Here is a 13,854-nt window from a genome sequence, read left to right as displayed (position 1 = left end):
TCACCCAAGCCCTGCACCGGCTTGCCGCCCTCCCGAACCCCGGCTGACCAGCCTCTTCCCGCCCCTACGAGCAGCACCACCCCGCCGGAGCCGTGAAACCCGGCGCCCACCCGACGCGACAGCCGGGCAGTTGACCTGCCCACCATCAGACGCCGAACGCGAAACGGTCTACCAACTCCGCCGGCGGACCGTCACGAAAGATCGAGGCTAGACTTCTGAAAAGGCTATGCTGAGCGGCCAGCCGGAGAATTGCCGGGCTTGAGGTTTGGTCGGGTCGATCTGCCATGGCCAGCACTCCACGACGAACTCGGCGGCCCGTGCGTCGACGCGCACGATTCCGTAACCCTCTCGCTTGAGGCTTTGGTCACCGAGTCCCTGCCCCGTCGGGTATCCCGTCCGGTAGTCCGCGAAAGTGACTTTGGGGTTCGCGACAGCGAGAACCCGGAGTTTGTTGCCGAATCCGTCGGTGAAGTCGCCGGTGTACGGTTGGCCGCTACCGTTGGGCAACGAGTCGGCAGGTTCGAACCAACGCTGGAACGACGACGACCCGGCGGGAGACGCGAACTGAACCGGCCCGTCGGTGAAGTCGGTGAGTCCGTGCCGCACAAGGGCGCCGAGGTGCTGGTCGCCCGAAAGGATCACTGCCCCTGCATCCTTGAGGAGCTGTAGCGCCCGTAGACGTCCGGTTTCCGGATAGCCGTTGGAGTCGAAGTCGCGGCGTGGCATACCTTGCTCGTCGGTCTGGAAGCACGCCAGGGTGGTCTGGGTGAGGCACACTTTCGGAAGACCGGGGTGCATGCTCTTCCAGGCACCGAGGAAGGCCTCCTGACGTGGGCCGAGGAGTTCGAGGGTGTTCGGTGGGAGCGGGTTTCCCGCCTGGTCGAGATTGTCGGCGTCGGTGTTCTTGAACTTGCGATCCTCCAGCACGGCGAAGCTGACGCCGCCGTAGGCGAAGGCACAGTAGTAAACACTGATCCCCTGCTGGACCGGTGTGGGGTCATAGGGGTCGGGGTTGTGACCACACTGCACATTCTGGACCATGTTGACCCAGTCCGGTGAGTTGGCATAGCCGCCTTGATTGAAGTCGCCGGCGGGCGCGGCAGCGCCGGAATGACCCCAGATATTGCCCTGGAAGACATCGTGGTCGTCGACCATCACGACGGTCGGGATCTCACGGGTGAGATCGCGGAACGCCCACAGCCACTGCAGGTACTTGTAGAAGTAGTCCAGCGTGGGTGAGGGGGAAGTGTCCTTGCTGGTCGGGCTGGTCTCGTAGAATTGGTCGCCCAGTGCGACGAGCAGGTCCGGACGCTGGGCTGCCAGATGACTCGTCAGCCCGGCGTACGGGAAGTAGATGTTCCGGTCGGTGTAGAGCCCCAACTCATGCTCGCCGGGAAGCTTTGGACCTGGGTTGCTGGCCTGGTTCAGGGACCGGTGTGTCGCCTTAACGCAGTTGATCGTCCCGATGACCAGCGGCCGTCCGGCCGGTTCCGCCGGGACCCTCCCCTGGTACACCGCATGGGGGGACGAGGGACAGATGACGCGGTATTCCCAGTCACGGGTCCCATCCCAGCCGTTGACCCGGAGCAACGCGGCATAGCCGTCCTGTACGGGGGCGCTCCCGGCCTGCCGCCATCCTCCTCCCGCTGAGCGAATCTCCAGGCGTACTTCCTGAGGGGTGGTCGCTGCGCCGGGTACCAATTGGACGGTCATCTTGAGCACCGACCCGGAGACCGTGAACAGGGTGCCTACGATCGGCCCCAGCCCCCTATCGGGATGTTCGGTGATACCCGGGCCCGCCACCTGCAACGATTGGAACCAGAACCGGGCGCCCGGAGCGGAGTGGTCTTCCGATGAAGCGAGCGCGATACCGCCGCGTACCTTCGCGGTGTCCACGCTGTCGAGCGTGGCAGTCGACAAAACAGTGCTTGTTCCCGTGTCGTACGCGGTGAGCGTGAGTCGTACGGATCCGCTGTCGGCCGGCGCGATGTCCAGGCGGAGCTCCACATCCTCGGCAAGGCTTCGCGCGGGCCCTGCCGTACCTACCGCCAACTGCGCGTAGGCGAACTGATTCAGCTCGTCCGTGTGCTCTCGGAACCGGACCCGGCCGTCCGATTCGTACACGCACAGCAACCCTCCAGCCGTCCCGGACACCCCTTGCACAAGCGCAGCCGCACGGTAGTCCAAGGCGCCCGCACCAGCACCGATGAGGAAACCGGAAAAGCCCGCGGCTGGGGCCAGCGTCCCTGTTCGTACGCGCAGTTGCGCAACTCGGTCGCCGCGGATCTCGCGAGTCAGCACACCGACTGTGCGCAGCACGCCCTGCTTTGGCTGTGCGATGCACTCGATCCGGCCCTTGTTCAGCTGCCAGTCCTGAAATCTGTTGGCCCAGAACTCGGGTCCCAGCCACATGCGGGTCGCACCCGCAGGCCACGAGCCGACCAACTCCAGGCGGGAGCCCGCCGGCTCACCGGCAAAGGCGACACCCTCAAGTGCAGCGGTCGTCGCTATCCCGGCGGCGCCTATCAGGAACCCTCGCCTGGCAATATTCCAGTTGCTTTCGGCTGCCATTAGACATTCTCTTTTCTCGAAAGGTGCAAATACTACGTGTAGTATGCATATAAATATCCTGCGGCTATGCCGTCACCACGTGATTGCGCTGAGGGCGCCGACCTGGGGGGCGGTGTCGCGGCGCGGGTGGCCGGTTGTGCCGCTGGCGGCCCGTGGGCGTGCTCGTGTGCGGTAGGAGCGCGCCAAGGCGCCGGCGTTCTGCGCACGGCGCTTCACGAGGCTGGGTTCGACGACCGGTGCCGGGGCGGTGGCGCAGACTTGTGCGGACCCTCTACGCCTGGCTGAGGTCAGTGAAGTACGCGGTCAGCGCGTACAGATGGCGCTTGCCAGGTAGCAAAGGTCCACATGCCGACGAGATACGAGCAGGAGGTCGGTGGGCATCCATCCACCGTGGCCGAGGGGGCAGTGCCCGTCAACGCCCGTCCGCATCTCGGAAGGGCATGACCGGCGAAGACCGCGAAACTTCGGCGATTTGTGGACTTTGTTCGTCGGGCCTTTGCATCCTGAGTGACGGATATCACTGAGAGGGCGTTTGATCTAGGTGGATTGCCCTTTATCTCCTAGTAAGTTCCTCGCCAGGTGGGTGTCGTCTCGTCCGTTATGCGCTTGGTGAGGTTGTCGATCGAGGCGATGTGGATCATGGCCTCGGAGCTGGCGGGCAGGGTCTCGTAGTCTCGGGCGAGGCGCCGGTGCAGCATGATCCAACCAATACTTCGTTCGACAACCCAGCGCCTTTTGACAACGTGAAAGCCGCGAACTCCGGGGTTTCTGTTGACGACTTCGACGTCGATTCCGAGGCTGGCGCCGTGCTCGATGACGGCGTTCTTGAAGCCGGTGTCGACCCAGCTCTTGGAGATGGTCGGGTAGGTCTTCTTGGCCTGGTCGAGGAGCTGGATTCCGACGGCGTTCTCGGACAGGCTCGCGGCAGTGACCGTCACGGCGAGGATGAGTCCGATCGTGTCGGTGAGGATGCCCCGTTTCCTGCCGACGATCTTCTTGGCGGCGTCGGTTCCCTGGCTGGTCAGGGGACATTAGTGGAGGTCTTCACGCTCTGGGTGTCGATCACGGAAGCGGTCGGTTCGGGCTTGCGTCCTTCCTTCACGCGGGCCAGGCCGGTCAGGTCGTAGTTGAGCTGGGTGAGGATTCCCTCGTCGCGCCAGGCGGCGTAGTAGGCGTAGACAGTGCCGTGGTTGGGGAAGTCGTGCGGGAGGTAGTTCCAGGGGATTCCGGTGCGGTTGATGTAGAGGAGTGCGTTGAATACGTCGCGCAGGTCGACCTTGGCCGGCTGCTCGGTGGGCCTGCGGTCGAGCCGGGCCTTTCTCCAGGCCGTCAACGTCGGCTCGATTAAGGCCCATCGGGCGTCGGACAGGTCGCTCGGGTACGGCTTCCGCTGGCTCACGCCGTAGCGTGATCATGGATGCGGCGGACGGTGCTGCTCCGCTGCTGCTGGGCGTTTCTGCCTGATCTTCAAACCAGACGGACTTCGTGCATGAGAACTGGAGCAAACGGACGGCCAAGTTCGCAGCTCGATGGACGCGCGGGTGCACGTAGTGGAGCAAACAACTCAAGCCTGACGGCCATGAAAGTTACTTACCGACATAGACCATCTCTAAATGCCCTCTCAGGAGCGTTCGGCATTCGCCCTTCGGCATTCGGGCGATTCCAATGCCCGGCTCCGCCAACAGTGACCGGAGGTGCTGCGTGGCATCAGGCATCGCATCGCCGGCAAGGGCATCGAGTCCCCACACGCCTGGGCCGACACCGCTGGACCATCGCACGCACCATGTCCTGGTTCTTCAGATGCCGCCGGCTGCTCCGCCGTTACGAGCGCAGAGCCGAGCACTTCCTCGCTTTCACCAGCATCGCCTGCACCTTTATCTGCTACCGGTGCCTCGGCCGTGGAGTGCCTCGCACACCCCCGAGCTGATACCGCCCAGGTCATGGTCCTTCGCGGGGCAGCGCTGCCACGAAGTTCGAGAGGACAGACGCTCGAGGCGGCATCTGCCCGCGGAGATAGAGCCGATAGTGGTTGGCGACCAGGCGGCGCAGCTCTGACTCGTCCGATCTTTCACCAGTCAGTTCGAGGCTGACGTGGTGAGGCTCACCCGTCATGCGCAGCGGCCTGGCCAGCGCGTCGAACCCACAGGTGTACTCGTCGGGCATTTCCCACCATGTCTCAGCCAACACCTGATCTCTCAGGACCTACATGTGGAACTCATCATCGAAGATGATCAGGGGACCGACCGGTGTAGTCACGCGGGGAGTATGGCGGATCACGCCCGCTGAGGCCCGCCCGTGCCGGTGGTCACTTCATGTCATCCGTATCACGACGGGCTTGCCGACGTAGTTCGGCATTGTGGTCATATCCCTGGATCCTGGGATAGTTTCGTCCCATTCCAAGCGGTTGTGGACGAACAGCGGGAAGGCAAATATCCAGACGCTTCCGATCTTGGCGTTGGGATCACCCAGAATCCCGAAAGCGGGAGGACCCGCCGCCGCGTCCATCTTCTTGTCTCCGGCCGGAACGACAACGAACAGCCCTCGGCTCGCGGCGGCTCCCCGCGTCAACCGCCACGTAGAAGATCAGCGAGGCCCTTGATCAGATCGTTGGCCTCCGGCCACCCGCTGTGGCTCGCCGCCTTGCAGGCGACGCTGATCCCGATCCGCTCGGCCGCCTTTTCGGCGATCATGATCGTGGGTGCTTTGGTGTTTCCGCTGATGACATCCAGCACACCGCCGATATCCGCTTGCGCACCGTCGTCACTCGCGCCAACGTCGCCTGACACCACGCGAAGGCAGAGAAGATGACCACACGCCCCCACCCCGTTGACCGCGAACTGATCCACGCCGCAGCCCACGTCGCACGCACGCGATGCGTGTCAAATATGCGGAATCCCTGGGCGCCGGCCCCCTCACAGCACGCGAACGACGTCTGGGCCAGCAGCGCATGAGCGGCCTCGTGGACTCCCTGTTGAGGGAAGCGCTTCACGATCCCCGGATCGACACCGCCCCCCTGTCCGTGGCCTTGGTGGGCGCGGTCAGCGAGATGATGCTGAGCTGGTTCAACGGAGGTCTGAACCTCTCGGGGGAGGAGCTGGTGGATCAGGGCCTTCTCCTCTTCGAGGCCATCACCGAGCACGCCTCGGCAACCTCACGAGAATGACAGCTCGGCCACCGTCCCAACACTGCGCGGAGGTGGGCCGACGGTAGGTACCGGATCACCAACCGGGTCGCTTGGTCGGCCGACACGGATCTCACATTCACATACGTGGACTTCATGCACATGGGTATACACCGTGCGAACGGACATGCCACACTCCTTCAACTCCCGCACGCGCAAGTCCAGTTGAAGAGGCAGGCAGTCATGTCCATCTCCCGGCGGGCCGTGCTGGCCACGGCAGGCGGCGCCGCGGTCGCCTACGCCAGCGCACCCCTGCCCGCGCACGCCGAGGCCGGCCCCGTGCCGGCCGCCACCACGCAAGTCCTCAGAGCCGCCGCCGACTACGCGGTCGACAAGGTCCGTACCGTCGCGCCGGGCGTCAGCGGCTTTCCCGTCGTGACCAAGTTCGAGAAGTGGACCTACTCCCAGAACGGCGACTGGGTCGGCGGATTCTGGCCCGGCACCCTGTGGATGTGCTGGCTCCACACCAACGACGAGCAGTTCCGCACCCTCGCCCTCGACTCCGCCCGCAAACTCGCCCCCCGCCGCAACGACACCACCACGCACGACCTCGGCTTCCTCTTCACCCCCTCCTGGGTCACCGCCTGGCGCCTGACCGGGGACGACCAATGGCGCACCGGCGCCATCCAGGCAGCCGACTCGCTCATCCGGCGCTACAACCCCCGCGGCCAGTTCCTGCGCGCCTGGGGCGCGCTCGACGACCCCGCCAACGCCGGGCGCATCATCATCGACACGATGATGAACCTCGACCTGCTCGCCTTTGCCACGCAGCAGACCGGCCACACCGCCTATCTCGACATAGCCGTCGCCCACGCCAGGACCACCCAGCGCCTCTTCCCGCGGCCCGACGGATCCACCCCGCACGTCTGGGACCTCGACCCCGCCACCGGCACCCCCATCGGGCCCGGCACGGTCCAGGGCTACAGCCCCACCTCCTGCTGGTCCCGCGGACAGGCCTGGGGGATCTACGGATTCACCACCCTCTACCGCCGCACCGCCGACCCCCAGTTCCTCACCACGGCGACACGTCTCGCCGAGTACGCCATCAGCGTGCTCACCCCCGACCACGTCCCCGTCTGGGACTACCGGGCACCCCAGCACCCCCACGACATCAAGGACGCGTCCGCCGGAGCCGTCATGGCCTGCGGACTCCTCGACCTGGCCGCCGCCACCGGCCGCGAGCACTACCGGGGCGTCGCCCTGCGGCTGCTGACCGCGCTCGCGCAGACCTGCCTGACCAGGGCCTCCACTCGCGCGGACGCCGTAGTCGCCCGCTGCACCCGCAACCGACCCGCCGAGGACGGCATCGAGGTCTCCCTCCCCTATGCCGACTACTACCTCCTCGAAGGCATCAACCGGATCCTCCATCCCCAAGCCCTCGACCGCGCCATCGACCTCACCATGCCCTGACCGCGAAGGCGCGCGGGAGCGGGAGCGGAGAGCCGCGGCGTTCGGCCGGCCGCCCGGCACCGGTCGGCTTCCCGCAGTTCAGTGGCTGTTACATGGACCGCTGTCCCCCGCACCGACGAGTGGTGAGATGATCACATGGTGGGGGCGGAAGCACTCGTTCGGCGCCGGACGCGCCGAGCCGTCACGCCGGCACCCGGCGTCCCTGACCACCGAGTCGACCTTCCGCGCCCCGAAAGGGAAGAAGAGTGTCCGTGTTCCAGCGCATCCTCGTCGCCGTCGATCCCAGCCCCGCCCGCCGCTCCGCCGTACGGCTGGCCGGCGAGCTGGCGCAGCTCACGAACGCCGAGGTCCGCGTCGTTCACGTCATCGCCTCCGCCGCCTCCGTCGCGGCGATCGTCCCTCTGGAGGAGGACACCGAGGCCCAGGCCATTGTGGACGAGGCGCTCGCCGCCCTCCGGGACAGCGGCGTCAAGGCCGAGGGAGCCCTCCTGAGGGGTCTCACCACCCAGGTCGCGGCCGCCATCTCCGAGACCGCCGAGGAGTTCAACGCCGATCTCATCGTGCTGAGCCCGCATCACCGCAGCGCCGCACAGGCGCTGTTCGACCCGCGGGTCAGCGATGCCGTCGCGCACCACACCCACACCGCGATCCTGCTCGCGCCCGAGAGTCAGGACCAGAGCTGACCGGGCAAGAGCCCCGGGGCTGGCTCGGACTGCGCGTCCGCGGCGGCCCCGGGGCTCACGCGTGCATGTGATGGACCAGCCCTTTCCCGAGGGACCCCTCGGCGCGGCGGACGCCGTCTCCTAGCGTCGCCGCCAGGGCAGCGCCTCCTGCTCGTCGCTGTCGGCGTCCATGCGCTGGAGCGCGGTGTTGATCGCCTCGCCGATCGCCGCGAACTGGGTCACCTGCTCGGGGGTGAGGGCGTCGAAGACGGTTCGGCGGACCGCCTCGACGTGGCCGGGAGCCGCCCGCTCCAGGAGGCACATGCCCTCCTGCGTGAGGACGGCGAGCTGGTTACGCCGGTTGGCGGGGTCTTCGTGGCGGTCGACGTAGCCGGCCTCCTGGAGGCGGGTCACGGCGTGCGTGAGTCGGCTTCGGGTGATCTTCAGGCGTTCGGCGAGCTCGGACATGGTCAGGCTGTGATCCTTGACCGAGGACAGGTGGGCCAGCAGCGTGTAGTCGGCATGGGCCATGCCCGCATCGCGCCGCAGCTGGCGGTTCAGGTGGTCGGACAGGTGAGTGGAGAACTGGACGTAGGCGAGCCACGCCCGTCGTTCCTCGGGGTTCAGACGGCGTGGCTTCGTGCTCATGCGCGTACCCTAACGACTCACGTTTGAATGTTCACACCGCTGTCCGATGCCCCAGCCCCGCTGCTCAGCTCGTCCGAGTCGCCGGTGCCGCTGGCGGACCGAGTGTCGCCGACTGCCACGTACCGGCGGACGAACCTCACGTTGCGGCAGGTCGCGCGGGCCACGCTCGGGAGTGCTTCGTTCACGGACGAGTCGTCCAGCAGCCGCAGTAGCTGGGCCGGCGCGATCACCCGCGACGGGACCATCTCACTGCCGGCTTGCGTCAGTTCCCTGATGCCGGGGATCGCGTGTATCGCGGGCGTATCGGAATTCGCATACGCCGCCGCAACGGCCCTCCGTCTCCAATAGGGGCATGAACCACAACGCATCCCCGTCGGCAGCGCCCCGCCGCGCCCGCAGGATCGTGCTCGTCAGCCTGGCGGTCCTCGGCCTGGCGAGCGCCGTGTTCGTCGTGCGGGGGCCGCTCATGATGTCCGCTCCGAGGTGCATGGCCGGGCGGTGGCACGGCTGCTTGGACACGTTCAACGGTGTGGTGCTCACGATGTTGGTGGCGCTGCCGTTGGCCGCGCTGGTGGTGTGGGTTCTGGCGCACTGTCGGCGTGCCGTCGGCGCCATGTCGGCGTGGCGGATGTCGCTGGCCGAGTTGGGCATGGTCTACGGGACGGTGCCGCTCCTGTGGCTGACCATGATGCCGGGCGCCGCGGCCGGCACCGCTCCCGCCCGGGTGAGCCTGGTACCGCTGCGGGACCTGGTCACGATGGGGGCGCTCGGGATCACCGGCAACCTGCTGATCTTCGCGGCGCTGGGGTTCTTCGCCCCGATGCGGTTCGCGGCACTGGCGTCCGTACCGCGGATCCTGGCGCTCGGAGCGGGCTGCTCGGTCCTGGTCGAAACCGCACAGTACGTCCTGCGCCTGGACCGGGTGTCCTCCGTGGACGACGTACTGGTCAACGCCGCCGGTGCCGTGCTGGCCGCGCTGGCGTCACGCCGCTGGTGGCGCACTACGTCCCAAGTTCCGTCGGACCGGTCTCGCCCCGTGCCGGCGCCGGCCGGCTGAGTCGCGTGTCCGGTGTGCACACGTCTTTGGATACGTCGGCGATATGTGCTGCTGCTTAGGCTTCGGACATGCGCGTACTGATCGTGGAGGATGAGCCCTACCTGGCCGAAGCCGTCCGCGACGGGCTGCGCCTTGAGGCGATCGCCGCCGACATCGCAGGTGACGGCGACTCCGCCCTGGAACTGCTCGGCGTCAACGCCTACGACCTCGCGGTCCTCGACCGCGACATCCCCGGCCCCTCCGGCGACGAGGTCGCCCGGCGCATCGTCGCCTGCGGCAGCGGCATCCCGATCCTCATGCTCACCGCTGCCGACCGGATCGACGACAAGGCTTCCGGGTTCGGGCTCGGCGCCGACGACTACCTCACCAAACCGTTCGAGCTGCGGGAGCTCGTCCTGCGGCTGAGGGCGCTCGACCGAAGACGCGCTCACGCCCGGCCCCCGGTCCGCGAGATCGCGGGGCTGCGGCTCGACCCCTTCCGCCGGGAGGTCTTCCGCGACGGACGCTACGTCGCGCTCACCCGCAAGCAGTTCGCCGTCCTTGAAGTCCTCGTCGCATCCGAGGGCGGGGTCGTCAGCGCCGAAGAGCTGCTGGAACGGGCCTGGGACGAGAACGCCGACCCCCTCACCAACGCCGTGCGCATCACCGTGTCCGCACTGCGCAAACGGCTCGGCGAACCATGGATCATCGCTACGGTGCCCGGCGTCGGCTACCGGATCGACACGCATGAATAGGCGGCCAGGGCTCAGCGCCCGACTGAAGCTCACTCTCAGCTACGCCGGGTTCCTCGCCGTCGCCGGCGCTCTTCTGCTGGCCGTGGTGTGGGGGTTCCTGCTGCGCTACGTACCCGACAACTCCCAGGGCCTGCTCGGGATCTCGCCCAACCGCTACCTCCTTGTGCACACCTTCGTCCCCGCCGCGGCCGTGGCGATGGTTGTCCTGCTCGTGTTCGGCCTGGTCGGGGGATGGATCCTCGCCGGCCGGATGCTCGCACCGCTCACACAGATCACGGCCGCGGCACGGATGGCCGGGAACGGGTCGCTGTCCCACCGGATCGGTATGAAGGGCCGCCTGGACGAATTCCGTGAACTCTCCGACGCGTTCGACTCGATGCTCCAGCAACTCGAGTCCCACGTCGCCGAGCAGCAGAGGTTCGCCGCGAACGCCTCCCACGAACTGCGCACACCGCTGGCGATCTCGCGGACGCTCCTCGACGTCGCCCGCAAGGACCCCACGCGCGACCGGGGAGAAATCATCGAACGCCTGCACACTGTCAATACGCGGGCGATCGACCTCACCGAGGCCCTCCTGCTGCTCAGCCGCGGCGAGCGCGGAGACTTCACCCGCGAGAGCGTCGACCTCTCCCTCCTCGCCGAAGAAGCCGCCGAAACGCTGCTTCCCCTCGCCGAACAGCGCCGGATCACGCTCGACGTCACCGGCGAGGCGGCCCGGACCAGCGGCTCCCCGGAGCTCCTGCTGCGGATGGTGACCAACCTCGTCCAGAACGCCGTCGTCCACAACCTCCCCGTCGGCGGCACCGTGACGGTCCACACCGAGGAGCACGGCGACACGAGCGTGCTGCGGGTCGAGAACACGGGCCGCCGGCTCCCACCGGAACTGATACCGACCCTCACCGAACCCTTCCAGCGCGGAACGGAACGCGTCCGCACCGACGAGCACGCCGGCGTCGGCCTCGGCCTGGCCATCGTGCACAGCATCATCCGCACCCACGACGGGACCCTCGACCTCGTCCCCCGCCCCGCCGGCGGTCTCCTCGTCAAGGTCCGGCTGCCCGGCGCGCCGTAGGCGTCGTCCCCGGGCGGAGCCCAACGGATGATCGGCGGTCGGGCATCGTGTCGAGCACGCCCTGTCCCGACTGAAGGAGTGGTGTGGTCAGGCGCCGACGTACTCCGCGAGGTGCTCGGCGGTGAGGGTCGAGCGGGCGGCGACGAGGTCGGCGGGGGTGCCCTCGAAGACGATCCGGCCGCCGTCGTGACCGGCACCGGGGCCGAGGTCGATGATCCAGTCGGCGTGGGCCATGACCGCCTGGTGGTGCTCGACGACGATGACGGACTTGCCGGAGTCGACCAACCGGTCCAGCAGGCCGAGGAGTTGCTCGACGTCCGCGAGGTGCAGGCCCGCGGTCGGCTCGTCGAGGACGTAGACACCGCCCTTGTCGGCCATGTGCGTGGCCAGCTTGAGGCGCTGGCGCTCGCCGCCGGACAGGGTGGTGAGCGGCTGGCCGATGGTGAGGTAGCCGAGACCTACGTCGATGAGCCGCCGGAGGATGCGGTGGGCGGCCGGGATGTGCGCCTCGCCCACGCCGAAGAACTCCTCGGCCTCGGTCACCGGCATCGCCAGCACCTCGCTGATGTCGCGGCCGCCGAGGTGGTATTCGAGGACGGACGCCTCGAACCGCTTCCCGTCGCACTCCTCGCAGGTGGTGGCGACCCCGGCCATCATCGCCAGGTCGGTGTAGACGACTCCGGCGCCGTTGCAGGTGGGGCAGGCGCCCTCGGAGTTGGAGCTGAACAGGGCCGGCTTGACGCCGTTCTCCTTGGCGAAGGCCTTGCGGATCGGTTCGAGGAGCCCGGTGTACGTCGCCGGGTTGCTGCGCCGGGAGCCGCGGATGGCGCCCTGGTCGACGGAGATCACCCCGGCGCCGGCCGGGATCGAGCCGTGCACCAGGGAGCTCTTGCCGGAACCGGCGACACCGGTGACGACGGTCAGGACCCCGAGCGGGACGTCGACGTCGACGCCCTGGAGGTTGTGGGTGCTCGCGCCCCGGATCTCCAGCGCCCCGGCGGGCTTGCGGGCGCTCTCCTTGAGGGAGGCCCGGTCGTCGATGTGACGGCCGGTGATGGTGCCGGCCTTGCGCAGGCCTTCGACGGTGCCCTCGAAGCAGACGGTGCCGCCGCCCGCGCCGGCACCGGGGCCGAGGTCGACGACGTGGTCGGCGATCGCGATGACCTCCGGCTTGTGCTCGACGACGAGGACCGTGTTGCCCTTGTCGCGCAGCCGCAGCAGCAGGCCGTTCATGCGCTGGATGTCGTGCGGGTGCAGGCCGGTGGTGGGCTCGTCGAAGACGTAGGTGACGTCGGTGAGCGAGGAGCCGAGGTGACGGATCATCTTGGTCCGCTGTGCCTCGCCGCCGGACAGGGTGCCCGCCGGCCGGTCCAGCGAGAGATAGCCGAGGCCGATCTCCACGAACGACTCCAGGGTGTCGTGGAGCGTCTTGAGGAGCGGTGCCACCGACGGCTCGTCGAGGCCCTTGACCCATGCGGCCAGGTCGCTGATCTGCATCGCGCAGGCGTCGGCGATGCTGATCCCGTCGATCTTCGAGGAGCGGGCACCCTCGTTGAGGCGGGTGCCGTCGCAGTCGGGGCAGGTGGCGAAAGTGACCGCCCGCTCCACGAACTCGCGGATGTGCGACTGCATCGACTCCTTGTCCTTGGAGAGCATCGACTTCTGGATGCGCGGGATCAGACCCTCGTAGGTCATGTTGATGCCCGCGATCTTCATCCGCGTCGGCTCACGGTGCAGGAAGTCCTGCAGCTCCTTCTTGGTGAACTTGCTGATCGGCTTGTCCGGGTCGAAGAAGCCGGACTCGGCGTAGAGGCGGGAGTTCCAGCCGCCGCCCTTGTAGCCGGGGACGGTGATCGCGCCCTCGTTCAGGGACTTGGTGTCGTCGTAGAGCTGGCTGAGGTCGAGGTCGGTGACGCTGCCGCGGCCCTCGCAGCGCGGGCACATGCCGCCGGTGATGCTGAAGCTGCGGCGCTCCTTGACCTGCTGTCCGGCGCGTTGGACGGTGACGGCGCCCGCCCCGCTGATGGAGGCGATGTTGAAGGAGAACGCCTTGGGCGAGCCGATGTGCGGCTTGCCGAGGCGGCTGAAGAGGATGCGCAGCAGCGCGTTGGCGTCGGTGGCGGTGCCGACGGTGGAGCGGGGGTCGCCACCCATGCGCTGCTGGTCGACGATGATCGCGGTGGTCAGTCCGTCGAGGACGTCGACCTCCGGGCGGGCCAGGTTGGGCATGAAGCCCTGGACGAAGGCGGGGTAGGTCTCGTTGATCAGCCGCTGTGACTCGGCGGCGATGGTGTCGAACACCAGTGAGCTCTTGCCCGAGCCGGAGACTCCGGTGAAGACCGTGAGCCGGCGCTTCGGGATCTCGATGCTGACGTCCTTGAGGTTGTTCTCGCGCGCGCCGTGCACGCGGATCAGGTCGTGGCTGTCCGCCACGTGCGGCGCGGACGCCTGCGTCTCGGTCTTTGTGGCCATGCTCAAACCCGTCTCCATCCGCTGCGCGGTGCCTCCGTCGACGGCCG

12 protein-coding genes and 2 pseudogenes are annotated in these 13,854 nt (G+C 67.6%); 7 read left to right on the top strand and 7 right to left on the bottom strand.

Annotated features, from left to right (window positions below):
• Positions 1–207: 207 nt before the first annotated feature.
• The 3 genes and pseudogenes from ABZ396_RS31205 to ABZ396_RS31195 all read right to left on the bottom strand — a co-directional run bounded on the left by ABZ396_RS31205 (position 208) and on the right by ABZ396_RS31195 (position 3,970).
• Entirely contained in the window at positions 208–2,571 is a 2,364-nt protein-coding gene (locus ABZ396_RS31205) for an alkaline phosphatase D family protein (RefSeq protein ID WP_358922748.1), read from the bottom strand.
• 303 nt (positions 2,572–2,874) lie between these two features.
• Positions 2,875–2,952, bottom strand: a complete 78-nt coding sequence (locus ABZ396_RS31200) for a putative leader peptide (RefSeq protein WP_358922809.1) — start codon at positions 2,950–2,952, stop codon at positions 2,875–2,877.
• Between the two features lie 179 nt (positions 2,953–3,131).
• A pseudogene (locus tag ABZ396_RS31195) lies at positions 3,132–3,970 on the bottom strand (IS5 family transposase).
• Between the two features lie 316 nt (positions 3,971–4,286).
• Between ABZ396_RS31195 and ABZ396_RS31190 the strand changes: the two are divergent.
• A pseudogene (locus ABZ396_RS31190) lies at positions 4,287–4,498 on the top strand (IS5/IS1182 family transposase); the annotation flags it as partial.
• Between the two features lie 11 nt (positions 4,499–4,509).
• On the opposite strand, the gene ABZ396_RS31185 reads toward ABZ396_RS31190, so the two are convergent.
• A complete protein-coding gene (locus tag ABZ396_RS31185; RefSeq protein WP_358922746.1) occupies positions 4,510–4,734 on the bottom strand; it encodes a hypothetical protein in 225 nt (74 codons plus the stop codon).
• 401 nt (positions 4,735–5,135) lie between these two features.
• Positions 5,136–5,417, bottom strand: coding sequence for a hypothetical protein (locus tag ABZ396_RS31180; RefSeq protein ID WP_358922744.1), 282 nt, complete (start codon positions 5,415–5,417; stop codon positions 5,136–5,138).
• Between the two features lie 26 nt (positions 5,418–5,443).
• On the opposite strand from ABZ396_RS31180, the gene ABZ396_RS31175 reads away from it, so the two are divergent.
• The 3 genes from ABZ396_RS31175 (at position 5,444) to ABZ396_RS31165 (ending at position 7,845) form a co-directional block, all read left to right on the top strand.
• The gene (locus ABZ396_RS31175; RefSeq protein ID WP_358922742.1) at positions 5,444–5,734 is read left to right on the top strand and encodes a hypothetical protein; all 291 of its coding nucleotides are present in this window, start codon (positions 5,444–5,446) and stop codon (positions 5,732–5,734) included.
• 201 nt (positions 5,735–5,935) lie between these two features.
• Positions 5,936–7,162, top strand: a complete 1,227-nt coding sequence (locus ABZ396_RS31170; RefSeq protein ID WP_358922740.1) for a glycoside hydrolase family 88 protein — start codon at positions 5,936–5,938, stop codon at positions 7,160–7,162.
• A 245-nt stretch (positions 7,163–7,407) separates the two neighbouring features.
• Entirely contained in the window at positions 7,408–7,845 is a 438-nt protein-coding gene (locus tag ABZ396_RS31165; RefSeq protein ID WP_358922738.1) for a universal stress protein, read from the top strand.
• Positions 7,846–7,965: 120 nt separating this feature from the next.
• Here the strand turns inward: ABZ396_RS31165 and ABZ396_RS31160 are convergent, their stop codons facing one another.
• A complete protein-coding gene (locus ABZ396_RS31160; RefSeq protein WP_358922736.1) occupies positions 7,966–8,472 on the bottom strand; it encodes a MarR family transcriptional regulator in 507 nt (168 codons plus the stop codon).
• A gap of 352 nt (positions 8,473–8,824) precedes the next feature.
• Between ABZ396_RS31160 and ABZ396_RS31155 the strand changes: the two genes are divergently transcribed.
• The 3 genes from ABZ396_RS31155 to ABZ396_RS31145 all read left to right on the top strand — a co-directional run bounded on the left by ABZ396_RS31155 (position 8,825) and on the right by ABZ396_RS31145 (position 11,335).
• The gene (locus ABZ396_RS31155) at positions 8,825–9,529 is read left to right on the top strand and encodes a VanZ family protein (protein WP_358922734.1); all 705 of its coding nucleotides are present in this window, start codon (positions 8,825–8,827) and stop codon (positions 9,527–9,529) included.
• Between the two features lie 68 nt (positions 9,530–9,597).
• A complete protein-coding gene (locus tag ABZ396_RS31150; protein ID WP_358922732.1) occupies positions 9,598–10,263 on the top strand; it encodes a response regulator transcription factor in 666 nt (221 codons plus the stop codon).
• Positions 10,256–11,335 carry a HAMP domain-containing sensor histidine kinase gene (locus tag ABZ396_RS31145; protein WP_358922730.1) on the top strand — a complete coding sequence of 360 codons (1,080 nt, stop codon included), beginning with the start codon at positions 10,256–10,258 and terminating at the stop codon, positions 11,333–11,335. The genes ABZ396_RS31150 and ABZ396_RS31145 overlap by 8 nt, the downstream gene beginning before the upstream one ends.
• Before the next feature lie 87 nt (positions 11,336–11,422).
• Here the strand turns inward: ABZ396_RS31145 and ABZ396_RS31140 are convergent, their stop codons facing one another.
• Positions 11,423–13,807 carry an excinuclease ABC subunit UvrA gene (locus ABZ396_RS31140; RefSeq protein ID WP_358922728.1) on the bottom strand — a complete coding sequence of 795 codons (2,385 nt, stop codon included), beginning with the start codon at positions 13,805–13,807 and terminating at the stop codon, positions 11,423–11,425.
• Positions 13,808–13,854 lie beyond the last annotated feature (47 nt).

Origin of the sequence: Streptomyces sp. NPDC005866 (assembly GCF_040629895.1) — a bacterium.
Classification (GTDB): domain Bacteria; phylum Actinomycetota; class Actinomycetes; order Streptomycetales; family Streptomycetaceae; genus Streptomyces.
The sequence above is the reverse complement of the archived record's forward strand: the minus strand, read 5'-3'. Positions and strand labels throughout refer to the sequence as shown.

What these genes read in the sequence shown, in the direction of transcription:
- ABZ396_RS31145 (WP_358922730.1), top strand. Translation starts at nt 10,256, where the DNA reads ATGAATAGGCGGCCAGGGCTCAGCGCCCGACTGAAGCTCACTCTCAGC.
- ABZ396_RS31150 (WP_358922732.1), top strand. Translation starts at nt 9,598, where the DNA reads ATGCGCGTACTGATCGTGGAGGATGAGCCCTACCTGGCCGAAGCCGTC.
- ABZ396_RS31205 (WP_358922748.1), bottom strand. Translation starts at nt 2,571, where the DNA reads ATGGCAGCCGAAAGCAACTGGAATATTGCCAGGCGAGGGTTCCTGATA.
- ABZ396_RS31175 (WP_358922742.1), top strand. Translation starts at nt 5,444, where the DNA reads ATGCGTGTCAAATATGCGGAATCCCTGGGCGCCGGCCCCCTCACAGCA.
- ABZ396_RS31155 (WP_358922734.1), top strand. Translation starts at nt 8,825, where the DNA reads ATGAACCACAACGCATCCCCGTCGGCAGCGCCCCGCCGCGCCCGCAGG.
- ABZ396_RS31170 (WP_358922740.1), top strand. Translation starts at nt 5,936, where the DNA reads ATGTCCATCTCCCGGCGGGCCGTGCTGGCCACGGCAGGCGGCGCCGCG.
- ABZ396_RS31160 (WP_358922736.1), bottom strand. Translation starts at nt 8,472, where the DNA reads ATGAGCACGAAGCCACGCCGTCTGAACCCCGAGGAACGACGGGCGTGG.
- ABZ396_RS31140 (WP_358922728.1), bottom strand. Translation starts at nt 13,807, where the DNA reads ATGGCCACAAAGACCGAGACGCAGGCGTCCGCGCCGCACGTGGCGGAC.
- ABZ396_RS31200 (WP_358922809.1), bottom strand. Translation starts at nt 2,952, where the DNA reads ATGCCCACCGACCTCCTGCTCGTATCTCGTCGGCATGTGGACCTTTGC.
- ABZ396_RS31185 (WP_358922746.1), bottom strand. Translation starts at nt 4,734, where the DNA reads ATGCCCGACGAGTACACCTGTGGGTTCGACGCGCTGGCCAGGCCGCTG.